We start from the raw sequence: 15,841 nt of genomic DNA, 5'->3' as shown, positions 1-15,841 counted from the left end.
GCCTGTTAATCATCAGGATTTAAACCGCTGGTTGAGCAGCGTAAGCAGATGCCTGACGCTGTAATAATCAAGGCGGAATGTCTCTGTGCCAAGCGGCCAGACCTGTTGCTCTCGCACGGCCGGGATATGGGCAAGCAGCGGATTATTGCGCAGGGCGTCGGCGTCGCGCTCGTCATTGGCGAACAGGAGCAGCGTCTGGCCGTTTAGCCCGGACGCGAGATTTTCGCCCGCCAGTTGCACAATATCGTGGCGTTTGCCCTGACTCTGGCTGGTCTGCATCTGCGCAGGCGGTGTGGCGAGGGTAAAGCCCAGTTCGCTGAGCAACTGGCCCTGCGCGGATTGCGGCGTCCAGAGATTGGCCGTGCGCGCAGGCGTGTTGTACACCAGCGCGCTTATCGGCTGCGGCGGCAGAGTAATGGCGGCTTTCGTTTTAGCCAGTTCGGCATTAAAGCTGGCGATGCGTGCTTTGGCCTGCGCTTCATGGCCGGTAATCGTGCCAAGCTCCGTTAACAGCGCCTGCCAGCTCTTATCGTCGTAGTTTACGACAAGTGTAGGGGCGATAGCGCTGAGCTGATCGTAAAGCGCCAGGGCTGAATCGCCGCCGGTCGCGCTAATGAGGATCAGATCGGGCATTTGCGCCGCCACGGCTTCGGCGTTGGGTTCGCCGATATAAAGGCGCTGGACGCGGCGCGCTTTCGCCACGTCGCTCCACTGGCGCAAAAAACCCCGATCGTCGGCAAAGCGGTTGCCGGGCGTGGTGGCGCCGCTGGCAATGACCGGCGCGTCAATGGCGAGCAGCGAACCTGTGAGGGTTACGCTTGTGGAGACAATACGCTGCGGCGCCTGCGTAAGCGTATGCGCGCCGCGGCTGTCGGTTATCTGGCGCGGCCATTCGGCAGCGGAAGCTGAAGTTAATCCGAAAAGTAAAAGCGCGGCATAAAGCGCGGGAAGCAGGCCAGAGAGATGACGTTTCAAAGCGGATATCCTGTGAGTGTTATTTTGGAATGCTTCTCATTTTCACGCCTGACGCTTCAGGGTGCAAGCATCAGACAGGTTAAAAAATTTAACCTTGTTGACAGAATAAAGTTCTGGACGTAGCTTACGCAACAAAATACAAATGATAATAATTATCAATCATCTTATCATTTATATGGAGGGTGCATGGATACACTATTGATGCAAGCGCCGACGCAGGCCCCGTCTGCACTGGCGTCGGACAGTTTCTTTTTTATGTCTGCGTTCAGAAGCTTTACCACGTCTGGCTGTGTTTCTCGCTTTACCGCCAGCGCCGCTGACGGCGCTGATTTGCAGGGGAGTTTTCAGCGCCGGCTGCAAGCTGCGTTTGACGCGGCAAAAGCGCAGGGCGTTAAAGACCCGATAATGGTTGGGGCGATACCGTTTGATCCTCGCCGGCCTTCGGCGCTGTTTATCCCGCAACGGGTGACGCCGTTTTGCCGCAGGGAGCGCCAGCGAGAGAGCCAGAGCGAAAGCCGTCTGCGCCAGCCCGGCGTGGTGTCCCGCAAGGCTATCCCTGAGCAGGCTGTATTTGAAGAGATGGTGGCGCGTGGCGCTGACGCTACCCGTCAACCGGGCCTGGACAAAGTGGTGCTGTCGCGTTTGATTGATATTACCACCGAGCGTCCGGTTGACTGTGCGGCGCTGTTTGAACGCCTGGCCGCCCAGAATCCGGATAGCTTTAATTTTCACGTACCGCTTGCAGACGGCGGCGCGCTGATAGGCGCCAGCCCTGAGCTGTTGCTGCGCATGGAGGGCAGCGCGTTTAGCTCGCTGCCGCTGGCGGGTTCCGCGCGTCGTGACGCCGATCCGCACGCGGATAACGCCGCTGGCGAAGCGCTGATGCGCTCGCGTAAAGATCGCCACGAGCACAAGCTGGTCACTGACGCGATGCGCGATGTACTGGCGCCGCGCGCATCGTACCTGGCGCTGCCGGACTGCCCGAGGCTGATTACCACCCCTACGTTGTGGCATCTGTCCACACCGATTAAAGGGCAGGCGCGCAACCCGGCGGAAAATGCGCTGTCGCTGGCCTGCCTGTTGCATCCAACCCCGGCGCTGAGCGGTTTCCCTGACGAGGCGGCGCGCCGTCTTATTCATGAGCTGGAGCCGTTTGAGCGCGATCTGTTTGGCGGCATTGTCGGCTGGTGCGATGCCGAAGGCAACGGCGAATGGGTCGTGACGATCCGCTGCGCAAGGCTGCACGGCAGCCAGGTGCGGCTGTTTGCCGGCGCGGGAATTGTGCCCGCGTCGTCACCCACCGCTGAATGGCAGGAGACGGGTACCAAACTTTCTACCATGTTAAATGTATTTGGTCTGAACTGAGGCAAGGATATGGCAATTCCTTTTAACCGCTGGCCGGATGCGCTGGCTGCGCGCTACCGTGAGAAGGGCTACTGGGCGGAGTTACCGCTCACGGACATACTGACTCGCCACGCCGACAGTGAACGTACGGCAATTATCGATGGCGAGCGTCACATCAGCTACCGCGAGCTGAATGCGGCTTCCAGCCGGATGGCGGCTGCGTTGCAGCGCCGGGGACTGAAAACGGGCGATACCGCGCTGGTGCAACTGGGCAATCACGCTGAGCTGTTTATTACGCTGTTTGCCCTGCTGAAGGCGGGCGTGGCGCCGGTTAACGCGCTGTTCAGCCATCAGCGCACGGAACTGACGGCCTATGCCGCGCAGATAGCGCCGAGGCTGCTGGTGGCCGATCGCGCGCATGCGCTGTTTCGCAACGACGATTTCCTCAATCAACTGCGCTGCGATTATCCAACCCTGGCTACGATCGCGCTGCGTGGCGATGACGGTGAGTATTCACTTCAGTCGATGATCGACACGCCGCAAGAGAATGTCGGGACCCGTTCGTCGGCGCCGGATGAAGTGGCGTTTTTCCAGCTTTCCGGCGGCAGTACCGGCACGCCAAAGCTCATCCCGCGCACGCATAATGATTATTACTACAGTATTCGGCGCAGCGCCGAAATTTGCCGCCTTAATGAGCATACCCGCTTTCTTTGCGCCATTCCGGCGGCGCATAACTATGCGCTTAGCTCGCCCGGCTCGCTTGGCGTTTTTTACTGCCAGGGCTGCGTTGTGTTGGCGGACGATCCCAGTGCGACGCTGTGTTTCCCGTTGATTGAAAAGCATCAGGTTAACGTCACTGCGCTGGTGCCGCCTGCCGTCAGCCTGTGGTTGCAGGCTGTGGGCGAAGAGAACGGCAACCGACAGTTGGCCTCGCTGCGTTTGTTGCAGGTCGGCGGCGCGCGCTTCCCTGAGGCGCTGGCGCGCCGCGTGCCGTCTGAAATTGGTTGTCAGTTACAGCAGGTGTTCGGTATGGCGGAAGGGCTGGTGAACTACACCGCGCTTGATGATGACGATGAACATATCTTCACAACCCAGGGCCGCCCAATGTGCCCGGACGACGAAGTTTGGGCCGCTGATGAAAACGGCGACCCGGTGGCGCCGGGGGAGGTTGGGTTGCTGATGACGCGCGGGCCATATACGTTTCGCGGTTATTACAACAGCCCTGAGGCGAATGCGAAGGCGTTTGACGCCGATGGCTTCTATTGCTCGGGCGATCTGATTGTTATCGACAAAGACGGCTATATCCGCGTGGTGGGCCGCGAAAAAGATCAGATCAACCGTGGCGGCGAAAAGATTGCCGCTGAAGAGATAGAAAATCTGTTGCATCGCCATGAAGACATTATCCACGCCGCGCTGGTGTCGATGGATGACGAGCTGATGGGGGAAAAAAGCTGTGCGTTTATTGTTGGCCGACGCCCTTTTCGCCCGGTAGACATTCGCCGCTGGCTGCGTGAGCTGGGCGTTGCGGATTACAAACTGCCGGACAAAGTGGAAAACGTGTCCGAACTGCCGCTAACCCACGTGGGGAAGCCTGATAAAAAACGTTTGCGGCAGTTGATTGCCGGGCGTCGTTTGTCCACAAATTAAAGGAGATTTTTGTAATGACCATTCCAAAACTACACGGATATGCCCTGCCGGGGGCGGCGGATCTACCTGAAAATAAGGTTAACTGGGCGTTTGAGCCAGAGCGTGCCGCGCTGCTGATTCACGATATGCAGGATTATTTTATTGATTTCTGGGGCGACGGCTGCCCGATGATAGAGCAGGTCATTGCTAATATCGCCGCGCTGCGTCAGTTCTGCCGCCAGAACGCTATACCGGTTTACTACACCGCCCAGCCGGAAAATCAGCGCGATGAGGACCGTGCGCTGCTCAATGATATGTGGGGACCGGGCATTAACCAGCATGCCGAACGTAAATCCATCGTGAACGCGCTGGCGCCGCAAGAGGGCGATACCGTGCTCGCCAAGTGGCGCTACAGCGCGTTTATCCGCTCGCCGCTGGAGCAGGCGCTTAAGGAAACCGGGCGCGACCAGCTAATTATTTGCGGCGTGTATGCCCACATTGGTTGCATGACTACCGCCACCGATGCGTTTATGCGTGATATTAAACCGTTTCTGGTGGCCGACGGGCTGGCGGATTTCAGCCGTGAAGAGCACATGATGGCGTTGAATTACGTGGCCGGGCGCAGCGGGCGCGTTGTGACAACCGGTGAATTGTTGCCGGCGCCGCAGAGTAAAGCGCAGCTTCGCGCGCTGGTGCTGGCGCAGCTCGATGAAGAGGATGTGCCTGAGGACGATGAAAATCTTATCGATTACGGGCTGGATTCAGTACGCATGATGGCGCTGGCGGCGCGCTGGCGTAAGGCATTGAATGATATTGATTTTGTTATGCTCGCTAAAGAGCCGACCATTGACGCCTGGTGGGCGTTGCTGAGCCGCAGGAGCACGTCATGACGCAGGAATTTCAGGGGCAGACGGTCTGGGTGACTGGCGCGGGGCGCGGCATTGGCTATCAGACTGCCCTGGCCTTCCGCCTGGCGGGCGCGCGCGTGGTGGGCTTTGATCTTACGTTTGCGCTGGGTGACTATCCGTTCGCCACAGAAGTGGTGGATGTGTCCAGCGCCGATGAGGTAAACGCGGTATGCCGGCGTCTGCTTCAGGATACCGGGCGGCTGGATGTGCTGGTGAACGCTGCCGGTATTTTGCGTATGGGCGCGACCGACGCGCTGGCGCTGCGCGACTGGCAGGAGACTTTCGCGGTTAATGTCGGCGGCGCGTTTAACTTTTTTCGCGCCACGATGGCGCAGTTTCGCGCCCAGCGCGGCGGGGCGCTGGTGACGGTGGCGTCGGATGCGGCCCATACTCCGCGGCTTGGGATGTCGGCCTATTGCGCGTCGAAAGCAGCGCTGAAAAGCCTGGCGCTGACCGTGGCGCTGGAGCTGGCGCCTTACGGCGTGCGCGGTAATCTTGTCTCGCCGGGTTCGACGGATACCGATATGCAGCGCGCAATGTGGACAACGCCGGATGCGCAAAGCGCGCGTATAGCAGGCTACCCGGAGCAATACAAACTGGGCATTCCGCTTGGCAAAATCGCCCATCCGCAGGAGATAGCCAACACGGTGCTGTTTCTGGCTTCATCGCGCGCCAGCCACATTACGCTTCAGGATATTGTGGTCGATGGCGGTTCGACGCTGGGAGCGTAATATGATCTGGAAACGTGAGCTGTCCCTTGAGGCGCTTAACCATATGGCGGCGCAAACGCTGGTCGGCCACCTTGGTATTGTGTTTACCGGCATTCATGACGACAGGCTGGAAGCTGAAATGCCCGTGGATCACCGCACCCTACAGCCGTTTGGCCTGCTGCACGGCGGCGCTTCAGCCGCGCTGGCTGAAACAATGGGATCGATGGCCGGCTTTTTAGCCAGCCGGGAGGGGCAAAGCGTGGTGGGAACGGAAATCAGCGCCACCCACCACCGCGCCGTGTCGCGCGGGGTGGTGCGCGGCGTGTGTAAGCCCCTGCACCTTAGCCGCAGCTCTCAGTGCTGGGAAATCATGCTTTATGACGCGCAGGGAAAACGCTGCTGCACCAGCCGGTTGAGTACGGCGGTTCTGGGTTGATTATTATCCAGCGCGCCCTTATCCCCCCGTCCTGCATGGCGGGGGGGATAGGGCGCGGTTTTCCGACTAACCTTGCGTTTGCTGCTGCTCAGCGTATTGCCCGCTGATCGATATCGGCGCATCAGCGCAACTGCCTGCCCAGCCATTGCAGCCGTCACTGAAAGATCCGCAGCGTGGCGGCAGGAATGACTGCCAGAAGCGCGCAGCGTTTCCCCGCTTCAAAAAACGCGGTCAAAACGATGCATTCCGCTACCCGCAGGGCGTGAAACGCGATCGGGTCAACAATTGCCTGTCGCTCGCTTCCAAAGCCGGGCTGGATACGCTACCGCAGCAGCCGTGAAGTCACAGGGGGGGTGAAAAACGTCACGATCAGCCAGTCATGCGGTAAAGGGTTTGTGAATACCCAGACGAAATACGAAGCGACTGACCCCGTTTGCAACGCCGAATCGATGGTTGGGCTGGATGTCGGAATAACCAAACCTGCGACACTCTCATACGGCACGATATACGCGCCTGTAAACCGCTTTAAAGCCAGCCAGCGCAAGCTGGCGACGCGCCAGAGACAGGTAAACCGCAAAGTTAAATTTAGTGCCAACCGGCAGAAACCAGCGAAAACCACGCGATGATTGTCATTGAGGGCCTGAAGGTCAGCAACATGTCAAAGTCGGCAAAAGGTATGGCCGCGCAGCACGGGAGAAACGCCAGAGCCGAATCAGGACGTCACTGCGCGATACGGGAGCGGGGCTGGTATGAAATGCGTCGTCAGCTTCATGGCGGGGGTGAGGCGCTGGCTATCTCTTCGGCATATACCCGTCAGCGCTACGCCTGGGTGAGGTCGGCGGCAGGTGGGCAAAAAATATTTCAGCCCGGTTGCGAAAGTGGGGTTTCTGGCCGTTGCCGGTAAGTTTCAGGCCACGATTGACAGCGGCGCGATTTTGGCGCAGTAAACCCGCTCGCAGCTTACGCAACGGGAGGGCAACCATCGACTTGACGCTTTTCTTTATGGTTATGGCGCTGGCGCTGTTTTCGGTGAAAGCCGCGCTTGCGGCGATGCGTAATCCGCGGCCAACGGCGCGTGAGACGCCGTATGCGCCAGCGCCGGAAAACCTTGAACAGTTTGTTGCGCAGCCCAAAAACGCGCACTGAGTCAGTTGCAAAAACGTCTCTCGTATGGGAGGCTCAGAGCGCAAAACCGGGGTTTTGCCCTCTTTGCGGTTAACAGATGAAAATCAACGTAATCGTTTTTTCAGATTGATTGCCATGATTTTTCGCTCCGGCGTTTGTTAACGCTCTTCGCCGTTTCCCGTGTGGGAGGCGCGGGTAGCGCTTTAAGGAGAAACAATGTTCGACACGCTTGCAAAAGCGGGCAAATACCTGGGCCAGGCGGCGAAGCTTATGGTTGGGGTGCCCGATTATGATAATTATGTCCAGCATATGCGCCTGAACCATCCGGACCAGACGCCGATGTCTTATGAAGAATTCTTCCGCGATCGCCAGGATGCGCGCTACGGCGGCAAAGGCGGCGCGCGCTGTTGTTAAGTTTGTGCCGCAGGCGCAGTTCAGGAAAGTTGTTATGAATGATGTTGTCTCCGTTACGCTGCTTACCGGTTTTCTCGGCGCGGGAAAAACCACGCTAATCAATTATTTTCTCTCTCACCACGGCGACGCGTCAGTCGCTATTCTCGAAAATGAGTTTGGCGCGGTCAATATTGACGGCGCGCTGCTGCGCGACGGCGAAAACGTCCACGTTGTGGAGCTGTCTAACGGCTGCGTGTGCTGTAGCGTGCGCGGCGAATTTACCGCTGCGCTCAACGAACTGCTTGATAAGCGCGCAAGCGGAGAAATGCGTTTTGAACGCCTGATTGTTGAAACCACGGGGCTGGCCGATCCGGCGCCGGTGATTCAGACATTTTTTGTACAAGAGCGCCTGCGCGAGGCGCTGCGGCTGGACGCAGTGGTTACGCTGGTGGATTGCCGACACATTCAGCGCCAGCTTGATGAGCATCCGGTGGCGGCGGCGCAGATAGGCTTTGCCGATCGTATTTTGCTGACCAAAGCCGATCTTTGCGATGAAGAAGAGCAGAATCAGGCGCTGGCGCGCATTCACCGTATCAATAATAAAGCCGAGATTTTCCACATCACTCAGGGTGAATGTCCGGCGGCGCTGTGGCTTGATATCGCCGCATTTGAACTGAGCGACGGCAACGCGCTTAGCCAGGGTTTCCACATTATTCGCGCCGCAGACGTCCAGGCGCCGCGCTTTATGCCGTTTCGCCAGCCTGTAGGGGGCATGCGTTCGTGGGATGATGCCATTCAGGCGCACGTTTTCGAGGCCGGACGGCTGGATCTTAAAAAGATTGGCGCATTTATGGAAAGCTGTATTGCACGTTATGGCAACGATATGCTGCGTTACAAAGGCGTGCTGGCCGTAGACGATAACCCCCGACGCCTGATTGTGCAGGGCGTGCATAAAGTGGCGGGGTTTGATTACGGCGCGCCCTGGGGCGGGCAGGAGCCTGTGCTTTCACGGCTGGTGATTATTGGCCGTTATCTGCCGCTTGATGCGCTTCGGGCTGCGTTTTTAGCAGCGGAAATCACCACCGCTATGGGAGAGACGGCGCCTGACGCTAAGCGTTAGCGAGGCCCTGAAGGCCGGCTGTGAAACAGTCGGCTGGCCTCTTCTTACTTTGTTATAAAGCGAATCTCTGTAACACTGGCCCATACCGGATATTGTTTCCAGCGGCTTAGCCCTCCATTCCGGCTGAAATTGAGCGGTAGCGCCGTGATAGCGTCGTACCACTCTCATGTATCACGTGTGCATAAAAGACGCCACCGTTGAGCCAGCCCAAACTACCGCCAACGCGCGGTGGCCGCGTAACCCTTTCATATGACTGGCTGGAAAGTCGGCTACTGCATTGCGCCTGCGGCGTGGAGCGCTGAATTACGCAAAGTGCGTCAATATCTGACGTTTTCCGTGAATTCGCCGGCGCAGCTTGCGCTGGCGGATATGCTGCGCGCCGGGCCGGAACACTACCGCGAACTCCCCCGCGTTTTACCGCGCACAACGCGATCTGTTTGTGCAGGCGCCTGCGCCGGGGCGTTAAACTGCTGCCTTGTGAAGGCGCCTGTTTTCTGCTGGCGGACTATAGCGCTATTTCATCGCAGGATGACGTGGCGTTTTGCCGCTGGCTGACAACGGAAGCGGGCGTGGCGGCGATACCGCTTTCCGTTTTCTGCGAAGGGCTGTTTCCCTGTACGCTTATTCGCCTGTGTTTTGCCAAACAGCCCGAAGCGTTGCGCGGCGCTGTAAAATCCGCTGCGCCTGCATGCAGGTTAACATTGAGCGGGGGCGAAAGCGTCGCGTTTTCGCCTGCCGCGGCGCGCGTATTTGAACCGTGGGTCAGCGTATAAACGGGGCTTCGCTGAACGCCGGTTGCCCTGAAAGCCGTTACCAGTTAGTGCGCTGATTTATAACGTTGGGTGGGATTTTTCTGTATGCGTTGACCCGCTACGCTGACGGATGGTTAAATTCAGTAGCGGGCGGTTGCCAGGCCGCGTTGTTAGATATCGCTTATTGATTTGATAATGGATATGCATTAGCTGAATTGTTCAGAATTCGGTACCTTACATCCCATCGAAAACGTGGAGGAAGTACAGATGTCCTTGATTAATACTAAAGTTAAACCGTTTAAAAACCAGGCGTTCAAAAACGGTGAATTTGTTGAAGTAACGGAGAAAGACATCGAAGGCCGCTGGAGCGTCTTCTTCTTCTATCCGGCAGACTTCACCTTTGTTTGCCCGACTGAACTGGGCGACCTGGCCGATCATTACGACGAGTTCCAGAAGTTGGGCGTGGATATTTACTCTGTTTCTACCGATACCCATTTCACGCATAAAGCGTGGCACGGCAGCTCAGAAACCATCGGTAAAATTAAATATGCGATGCTGGGCGACCAGACGATGGCGCTGTCCCGCAACTTTGAAATTCTGCGCGAAGATGAAGGCCTGGCAAACCGCGGCACCTTCCTTGTCGACCCGCAGGGTATCATCCAGGCTGTTGAGGTGACCGCTGAAGGTATCGGCCGCGACGCGACCGACCTGCTGCGTAAAATCAAAGCGGCTCAGTATGTCGCCTCACACCCGGGTGAAGTGTGCCCGGCAAAATGGAAAGAAGGCGAAGCGACGCTGGCGCCGTCGCTGGATCTGGTTGGTAAGATCTAAATTCACTGCCCGTTACAGAACAAACGCGCTACCCCCGATGGCAGCATCGGGGATATTCATAGCGCCATGTAAACCTGACGAGAAACGTCTTTGGCGCCGCAGTATTTTGCGGCGCAATTTACAGCAATTCCGTTTATGAGTTATCGGGGCGATAGCCCGCTGTTTCTTGCCGGCCCCAGGGAGAAAACCATGCTCGACGCAAATATGAAAACACAGCTCAAGGCCTATCTTGAGAAACTGACGAAACCTGTTGAGTTAATCGCTACGCTGGACGACAGCGCAAAGTCGGCAGAAATCAGGGAACTGTTGGGGGAAATCGCACAGTTGTCCGATAGCGTCACTTTTACGGAACGTAACGATTTGCCGGTTCGTAAACCGTCCTTTCTGATTACAAACCCCAGCTCTGAGCAAGGGCCGCGCTTTGCGGGATCGCCGCTCGGCCATGAATTTACATCACTGGTGCTGGCGCTGCTGTGGACCGGTGGCCATCCGTCGAAAGAAGCGAAAGAACTGCTGGAGCAGATTCGCGATCTCGACGGCGATTATGAATTTGAAACGTATTATTCGCTCTCCTGCCACAACTGCCCGGACGTGGTGCAGGCGTTGAACCTGATGGCGGTGCTTAATCCGCGCATCAAACACACCGCTATCGACGGCGGCGTTTATCAAAATGAAATTACCGAACGTAACGTGATGGGCGTGCCGGCGGTGTTTCTGAATGGTAAAGAGTTCGGTCAGGGCCGCATGACGCTGGCTGAGATTCTCGGCAAAGTGGATACCGGCGCGCAAAAGCGTGCGGCAGAAGCGCTGAACAAGCGGGATGTATTTGACGTGCTGATTGTTGGCTCCGGTCCGGCGGGCGCGGCGGCGGCGGTTTATTCGGCGCGTAAAGGTATCCGAACCGGTCTGATGGGCGAACGCTTTGGCGGCCAGGTGCTGGATACCGTAGATATTGAGAACTATATCTCGGTGCCGAAGACGGAAGGCCAGAAGCTGGCTGGGGCGCTGAAGGCGCACGTAAATGACTATGACGTGGACGTTATCGACTCTCAGAGCGCAACCCGTCTGATTCCGCCAGCCGAACAAGGCGGATTGCATCAGATTGAAACGGCTTCTGGCGCAGTGCTGAAGGCGCGCAGCATCATCATTGCGACCGGGGCTAAATGGCGCAACATGGGCGTGCCGGGTGAAAATGAATACCGTACCCGCGGCGTAACCTATTGCCCACACTGCGATGGCCCGCTGTTTAAAGGCAAGCGTGTCGCGGTGATTGGCGGCGGCAACTCCGGCGTGGAGGCCGCAATTGACCTGGCAGGCGTGGTTGACCACGTGACCCTGCTGGAATTCGCGCCAGAAATGAAGGCCGATCGGGTGCTGCAGGATAAAGTTCGCAGCCTGTCGAATGTCGATATTATTCTTAACGCCCAGACCACAGAAGTGAAGGGCGATGGTCAGAAAGTGACGGGTATTGAGTATAAGGATCGCGTCAGCGGCGACGTACACAGCCTGGCGCTATCCGGTATTTTCGTGCAAATCGGCTTGTTGCCGAACACTAACTGGCTTGAAGGCGCGGTTGAACGTAACCGCATGGGTGAAATTATCGTCGATGCGCGCTGTGAAACCAGTGTGAAAGGCGTGTTTGCCGCAGGTGACTGCACCACGGTGCCGTACAAACAGATAATCATTGCGACCGGCGAGGGCGCTAAAGCCTCTCTGAGCGCCTTTGATTATCTGATTCGTACTAAAACCGTATAAAAAAGGAAGCCGTTCAGGCGCAAGCCTGGAAAACGGACAAAGACAATATACAGCAATGTGATGAGGCTACCTTCGGGTAGCCTCTTATTTTATCGCCTGTCGCCGCAGGCGCAATTAACGGACAACCAGTACCGGCACGGTCGCATAGCGAATGATGCTCGCGGCATTCGAGCCAAGCAGGTGAGTGGCGATGGTCGGGTTTTTAGAGCCGATGACGATGATGTTTGCACCGAGCGCTTTCGCTGCCGCATTCACTTCGTCGCGTACGTTGCCAAAGCGTATAACGGTTTGGATACGGTGCGAAGGCAGATGGAAATGCGCTGCTATGCCGTCAAGCTTTTCTTTAGCTTCACGCGTCAGGTGCTCTTCAAAGCGCCGCAGCTCGGCGGCAAAACCGCGAAATAACCTGGCTGAGGAGCCGGGCAGTATGTGCAGCAGATGAATCATGCCCGTATCCTGCGCCAGAAACTCAGCGTGGCCGATTGCTTTTTCGCTGAGCTCTATTTCAAAAACGTCTACCGGCATCAGGATTGTATTGTACATACGCTTACGCCTTATGAGAGTGGAAAAACGCCTCCTTTTTAAGCGTAGTACGTGAAAATAGTCTGCGTGAGCCGGGCGTGTAAGACGCCAACAGGATTGTGAGCGTGAGCTAATTTGTGGCGTGAGTGACGTTTTCATACCGTGCCAGACAGCGGATGGCCTTAGCCGGCGGTTTTGACGCTGATGCGCGTTGTAGCCGCGAAGGTTACGCCGTTTTGGCAAAAACAGGCCCCCGCCGTAAGTCCGGGGGCGCTGTCAGAAAAGGTTGTATGGAAGGCTACAGAAGCAGGCTTCCCATCAGCGCCAGCAGGAATGCGATACTACCGAGCAGCGTTTCCATTACAGTCCAGGTTTTCAGCGTGGTTTTTTCATCCATTTCGAGGAAGCGGCCAACCAGCCAGAAGCCGGAGTCGTTTACGTGAGACAGCACGGTCGCGCCGCCCGCGATAGCGATAACGATAAAACACAGGTCAAACTGGCTAAGTCCGGTAGCGGTTTCCACCAGCGGCGCTATCAGCGCGGCAGTAGTCGTCAGGGCAACAGTGGCGGACCCCTGGGCTACGCGTAGCGCGGTGGAGATAACAAAGGCCGCCACGATAATCGGCATCCCGGTGTCGGACAATACGCCTGCCAGCGCATCGCCAATGCCGCTGGCGCGCAGAACGCCGCCGAACATACCGCCTGCGCCCGTTACCAGAATAATGCCGCAAATAGGGCCGAGCGCGCCTTCGCAAATTTTTTCCAGGTGCTGGCGCGAGTGACGGCCGCTGAAGACGATCAGCGCAAACAGTACAGTAATCAAAAGCGCAATCGGGGTCTTACCCAACATGCGCAGGAAGTTTACCAGGGCGTTATCGCCGGGTACCGCTCCCATTACTATGGCGGTATTCAGGCCGGTATCAAGGAAGATAAGCGCCAGCGGCAGCATCAGAATAGTCATAACCATGCCGAAAGAGGGCGGCTGATGTTCGCAATCAACCTCTACGGCGCTTAAAAAAGAACGGGGCAGCTTAACGTCAAATTTTTTGCCCGCGTACAGGCCGAACAGATAACTACCAATGTACCAGGTCGGGATGGCGATAATCAGGCCCAGCATCACCAGCAGACCAATATTAGCCCCGAGCAATTCCGCAGCGGCTACCGGCCCCGGATGGGGCGGAACCAGCGCGTGCATAACGGCGAATGCGCCTGCGGCCGGAAGGGCGTATTTTAGCGTTGAGCCGCCAAACTGCTTCGCCACGCTAAAGATAATCGGCAACATGACCACCAGACCTGCGTCGAAGAAGATTGGAAAGCCGAACAGCAGTGAAGCGATGCCGAGTGCGAACGGCGCCCGGTGCGACCCAAATTTGTTAATAAGCGTATCGGCCAACACTTTGGCGCCGCCCGATACTTCCAGCAGGCGGCCAATCATGGCGCCCAGTCCTACCAGCAGGGCAACGCCTGCCAGCGTGCTGCCAAAGCCGCCAAGCAGCGTGGGGACGACTTTATCAAACGGGACTTTGGTCACCAGCGCGACCATAATGCTAACGACGGTTAGCGCCAGAAACGCATGTACTCTGAAGCGCATAATCAGCACCAATAGCAGGGCGACGGCCAGAGCCGCGATGCCCAGTAGCGTTCCGGCTCCGTATGCGTAGGTCATTTCTGTCATTTCTCTACCTCTACTCTTTTTTACGATACCGGCCTGACCGCCGATTGTGCTGATACCGGTAACATGATACTGGTAACATTCAGTGCGGAGTTATAAGTATTGCTACTGTGATTAACATTTTGAGAAGAACATCAAACATTCGACATAAACATACCGTCCGGCTTCTCATTTCTTGCGCTTTCCTGTGGGTATAGCCTGACCGTAAAACCGGAGCTGGACGTAAACGATCCCGGCCTTGCGTCAGAGGGCCGCACTTTTGACAGAAATCAGGCGGCCCTGTTACATAATGATAACGGCTGCTGTTACAAATAACGCTGCTGTATTCGCGCCCGGATAAAACGGTGAGGCAGTGCGCGTTAACGGTGCCGGTTGGCCTGCGGTTGCAGAAGTTCGCGTAGCCGCTGTTCGCGCTGTTCCGGCGACAGCCACAGCCAGCGGGGCTGTATACGGGGTTGAGGTTGCGCATCAAACAACGCGCGAAGACTGCGAAGATAGTTTTCGGTGTTGAGCATAATGTCCTCCTGCCGGTAATGGAATAAAGCGTGACAGAAAAATAGGGAACAAAAAGAGAAGCGATTGCTTTTTTGCTTGCGGATTTGTGTGAGGCAACAATTAACCCAGACATCGGGAGCCGGATGCGGCAGGACGTATTGTGCTTTACTTTTTTACGAAAAAGCGTGGTGAATAATACCGACCGCGCAAACATTTTTAAAAAGCGCGAACAGCGCCAGAGCCGCTGTTAAAACGCAGATGCTTGCAGCGTGAAACGAGGTAGCCGCGCTGAAATCGGCAAATTGAAGGCGGGGGAAGCCGCCTGAAGGGCGGCGAGGTCCAGGGCAGGCCTTTTTACGTTATTTGTCAAAACCTGCTGCGTCGAGCAGGAAGCGCTTAGCGCAGTTGCCGGGATGGGGCTGGGCGAGGAAGGAGTGGGCATTGAGCGGGGCGTTAATGCTATCGGCCCGCAGGTTAATTTGTATTTCCGTCAGCCAGGCCGGGTTGCCGTGGCAGGTAAGCTTCACCGCCTTCACGCTGTTTTTACCCCACGCATTTTCCAGCGCACGATTAAAATCACTGCGGCTCACGGTTTCTCCATAGTGCGCGGCCAGGAAGCGACCCAGTGCGCTCTGGCGTACCTCCTGATTCAGACGCAGCATCGTTGCGAACCACGCGTCCGGACTGAAGCCAAAGCAAACGCCGTGTTTGGCATATTCGTAACGTTCCAGACAGGAGTTACCGCCAGCGCCGGGCATGGCATTACTCAGCTTTTCTGCAATGTCGGGGCTAATAGCTACCTGCGGCAGCGCGCATTTTCGCGCGCTTTTCGCTTCGGGCATATCCGGAACGGGACGTGTGGCGCAGCCATAACGCATCCAGCGTTTATTATCTACGCCGCGTGCGGCGATGGATTTGGGTAAACCTGGCCACAGGCCGTGGATTGTCAGAAACTGGGTTTTATCCCGTTTTTCCTGCTGCATGCGACACTCTGTTGGGACGTTGCGCCCGCGCACGTGCATACTCTGACAAAAGCCGGTTTGCCAGGAAAGGGCCAGCACATAGTTATCAAAGTCGCCATAGCGGGTTGGCGCCAGCGCTGTTGCCGCTTCGCTGTGGTTGACAAAGGCGGACAATAAAATAAATGCACTACTAATAAGCCTGTTTTTCATTGGGT

General features: G+C 56.9%; 17 protein-coding genes and 1 pseudogene. 13 read left to right on the top strand and 5 right to left on the bottom strand.

Translation table 11 applies throughout. From position 1 onward, the window contains the following. Positions 1–12: 12 nt before the first annotated feature. A complete protein-coding gene (fepB, locus tag JJB97_RS04980; protein WP_238712909.1) occupies positions 13–975 on the bottom strand; it encodes a Fe2+-enterobactin ABC transporter substrate-binding protein in 963 nt (320 codons plus the stop codon). A 186-nt stretch (positions 976–1,161) separates the two neighbouring features. On the opposite strand from fepB, the gene entC reads away from it, so the two are divergent. The 13 genes and pseudogenes from entC to ahpF all read left to right on the top strand — a co-directional run bounded on the left by entC (position 1,162) and on the right by ahpF (position 11,975). Continuing rightward, positions 1,162–2,340 carry an isochorismate synthase EntC gene (gene entC / locus JJB97_RS04975; protein WP_238712908.1) on the top strand — a complete coding sequence of 393 codons (1,179 nt, stop codon included), beginning with the start codon at positions 1,162–1,164 and terminating at the stop codon, positions 2,338–2,340. A 9-nt stretch (positions 2,341–2,349) separates the two neighbouring features. Further along, entirely contained in the window at positions 2,350–3,966 is a 1,617-nt protein-coding gene (locus tag JJB97_RS04970; RefSeq protein ID WP_238712907.1) for a (2,3-dihydroxybenzoyl)adenylate synthase, read from the top strand. A gap of 14 nt (positions 3,967–3,980) precedes the next feature. After that, positions 3,981–4,835, top strand: a complete 855-nt coding sequence (locus JJB97_RS04965) for an isochorismatase (protein ID WP_238712906.1) — start codon at positions 3,981–3,983, stop codon at positions 4,833–4,835. Beyond that, positions 4,832–5,584: a 2,3-dihydro-2,3-dihydroxybenzoate dehydrogenase gene (gene dhbA, locus JJB97_RS04960; RefSeq protein WP_238712905.1), complete on the top strand. Its 753-nt coding sequence runs from the start codon at positions 4,832–4,834 to the stop codon at positions 5,582–5,584. Before JJB97_RS04965 ends, dhbA begins: the two co-directional genes overlap by 4 nt. A gap of 1 nt (position 5,585) precedes the next feature. Further along, a complete protein-coding gene (gene entH / locus JJB97_RS04955; RefSeq protein WP_238712904.1) occupies positions 5,586–5,999 on the top strand; it encodes a proofreading thioesterase EntH in 414 nt (137 codons plus the stop codon). Positions 6,000–6,132: 133 nt separating this feature from the next. Next, positions 6,133–6,891, top strand: a pseudogene (locus JJB97_RS04950) (RNA-guided endonuclease InsQ/TnpB family protein); the annotation flags it as partial. A 95-nt stretch (positions 6,892–6,986) separates the two neighbouring features. After that, positions 6,987–7,145: a hypothetical protein gene (locus JJB97_RS18715; protein WP_399198094.1), complete on the top strand. Its 159-nt coding sequence runs from the start codon at positions 6,987–6,989 to the stop codon at positions 7,143–7,145. A gap of 195 nt (positions 7,146–7,340) precedes the next feature. Further along, positions 7,341–7,538 (top strand): YbdD/YjiX family protein, encoded by a 198-nt coding sequence (locus JJB97_RS04940; RefSeq protein ID WP_238712902.1) that lies wholly within the window; start codon positions 7,341–7,343, stop codon positions 7,536–7,538. A gap of 34 nt (positions 7,539–7,572) precedes the next feature. Then, positions 7,573–8,637 carry a CobW family GTP-binding protein gene (locus JJB97_RS04935; RefSeq protein ID WP_238712900.1) on the top strand — a complete coding sequence of 355 codons (1,065 nt, stop codon included), beginning with the start codon at positions 7,573–7,575 and terminating at the stop codon, positions 8,635–8,637. Positions 8,638–8,886: 249 nt separating this feature from the next. Then, positions 8,887–9,192 (top strand): aminotransferase class I/II-fold pyridoxal phosphate-dependent enzyme, encoded by a 306-nt coding sequence (locus tag JJB97_RS04930; protein ID WP_399198092.1) that lies wholly within the window; start codon positions 8,887–8,889, stop codon positions 9,190–9,192. Continuing rightward, the gene (locus tag JJB97_RS18710; RefSeq protein WP_399198109.1) at positions 9,075–9,410 is read left to right on the top strand and encodes a hypothetical protein; all 336 of its coding nucleotides are present in this window, start codon (positions 9,075–9,077) and stop codon (positions 9,408–9,410) included. Before JJB97_RS04930 ends, JJB97_RS18710 begins: the two co-directional genes overlap by 118 nt. Positions 9,411–9,656: 246 nt before the next feature. Beyond that, complete coding sequence (gene ahpC / locus JJB97_RS04925; RefSeq protein WP_238712898.1) at positions 9,657–10,220, top strand: alkyl hydroperoxide reductase subunit C; 564 nt, start codon at positions 9,657–9,659, stop codon at positions 10,218–10,220. A gap of 189 nt (positions 10,221–10,409) precedes the next feature. Beyond that, the gene (gene ahpF / locus JJB97_RS04920; protein ID WP_238712896.1) at positions 10,410–11,975 is read left to right on the top strand and encodes an alkyl hydroperoxide reductase subunit F; all 1,566 of its coding nucleotides are present in this window, start codon (positions 10,410–10,412) and stop codon (positions 11,973–11,975) included. A 114-nt stretch (positions 11,976–12,089) separates the two neighbouring features. On the opposite strand, the gene uspG is transcribed toward ahpF, so the two are convergent. From uspG to rna, 4 genes are all read right to left on the bottom strand, one after another. Then, positions 12,090–12,518, bottom strand: a complete 429-nt coding sequence (gene uspG / locus JJB97_RS04915; RefSeq protein WP_238712894.1) for a universal stress protein UspG — start codon at positions 12,516–12,518, stop codon at positions 12,090–12,092. Positions 12,519–12,795: 277 nt separating this feature from the next. After that, entirely contained in the window at positions 12,796–14,172 is a 1,377-nt protein-coding gene (locus tag JJB97_RS04910) for a GntP family permease (protein WP_238712892.1), read from the bottom strand. Between the two features lie 356 nt (positions 14,173–14,528). After that, a complete protein-coding gene (locus tag JJB97_RS04905; RefSeq protein WP_238712890.1) occupies positions 14,529–14,684 on the bottom strand; it encodes a hypothetical protein in 156 nt (51 codons plus the stop codon). Between the two features lie 339 nt (positions 14,685–15,023). Continuing rightward, positions 15,024–15,836, bottom strand: a complete 813-nt coding sequence (gene rna, locus JJB97_RS04900; RefSeq protein ID WP_238712888.1) for a ribonuclease I — start codon at positions 15,834–15,836, stop codon at positions 15,024–15,026. Between the last annotated feature and the right edge of the window lie 5 nt (positions 15,837–15,841).

The organism is Tenebrionibacter intestinalis (assembly GCF_016632365.1).
Lineage (GTDB): Bacteria > Pseudomonadota > Gammaproteobacteria > Enterobacterales > Enterobacteriaceae > Tenebrionibacter > Tenebrionibacter intestinalis.
Note: the sequence above shows the minus strand (reverse complement) of the source record. Positions and strands in the feature narration are given on the sequence as shown.

Coding starts and splice junctions, on each gene's coding strand:
- JJB97_RS04905 (WP_238712890.1), bottom strand. CDS start 14,684: ATGCTCAACACCGAAAACTATCTTCGCAGTCTTCGCGCGTTGTTTGAT.
- JJB97_RS04965 (WP_238712906.1), top strand. CDS start 3,981: ATGACCATTCCAAAACTACACGGATATGCCCTGCCGGGGGCGGCGGAT.
- JJB97_RS04935 (WP_238712900.1), top strand. CDS start 7,573: ATGAATGATGTTGTCTCCGTTACGCTGCTTACCGGTTTTCTCGGCGCG.
- rna (WP_238712888.1), bottom strand. CDS start 15,836: ATGAAAAACAGGCTTATTAGTAGTGCATTTATTTTATTGTCCGCCTTT.
- ahpF (WP_238712896.1), top strand. CDS start 10,410: ATGCTCGACGCAAATATGAAAACACAGCTCAAGGCCTATCTTGAGAAA.
- entC (WP_238712908.1), top strand. CDS start 1,162: ATGGATACACTATTGATGCAAGCGCCGACGCAGGCCCCGTCTGCACTG.
- JJB97_RS04930 (WP_399198092.1), top strand. CDS start 8,887: ATGACTGGCTGGAAAGTCGGCTACTGCATTGCGCCTGCGGCGTGGAGC.
- ahpC (WP_238712898.1), top strand. CDS start 9,657: ATGTCCTTGATTAATACTAAAGTTAAACCGTTTAAAAACCAGGCGTTC.
- dhbA (WP_238712905.1), top strand. CDS start 4,832: ATGACGCAGGAATTTCAGGGGCAGACGGTCTGGGTGACTGGCGCGGGG.
- JJB97_RS04910 (WP_238712892.1), bottom strand. CDS start 14,172: ATGACAGAAATGACCTACGCATACGGAGCCGGAACGCTACTGGGCATC.
- entH (WP_238712904.1), top strand. CDS start 5,586: ATGATCTGGAAACGTGAGCTGTCCCTTGAGGCGCTTAACCATATGGCG.
- uspG (WP_238712894.1), bottom strand. CDS start 12,518: ATGTACAATACAATCCTGATGCCGGTAGACGTTTTTGAAATAGAGCTC.
- JJB97_RS04940 (WP_238712902.1), top strand. CDS start 7,341: ATGTTCGACACGCTTGCAAAAGCGGGCAAATACCTGGGCCAGGCGGCG.
- JJB97_RS04970 (WP_238712907.1), top strand. CDS start 2,350: ATGGCAATTCCTTTTAACCGCTGGCCGGATGCGCTGGCTGCGCGCTAC.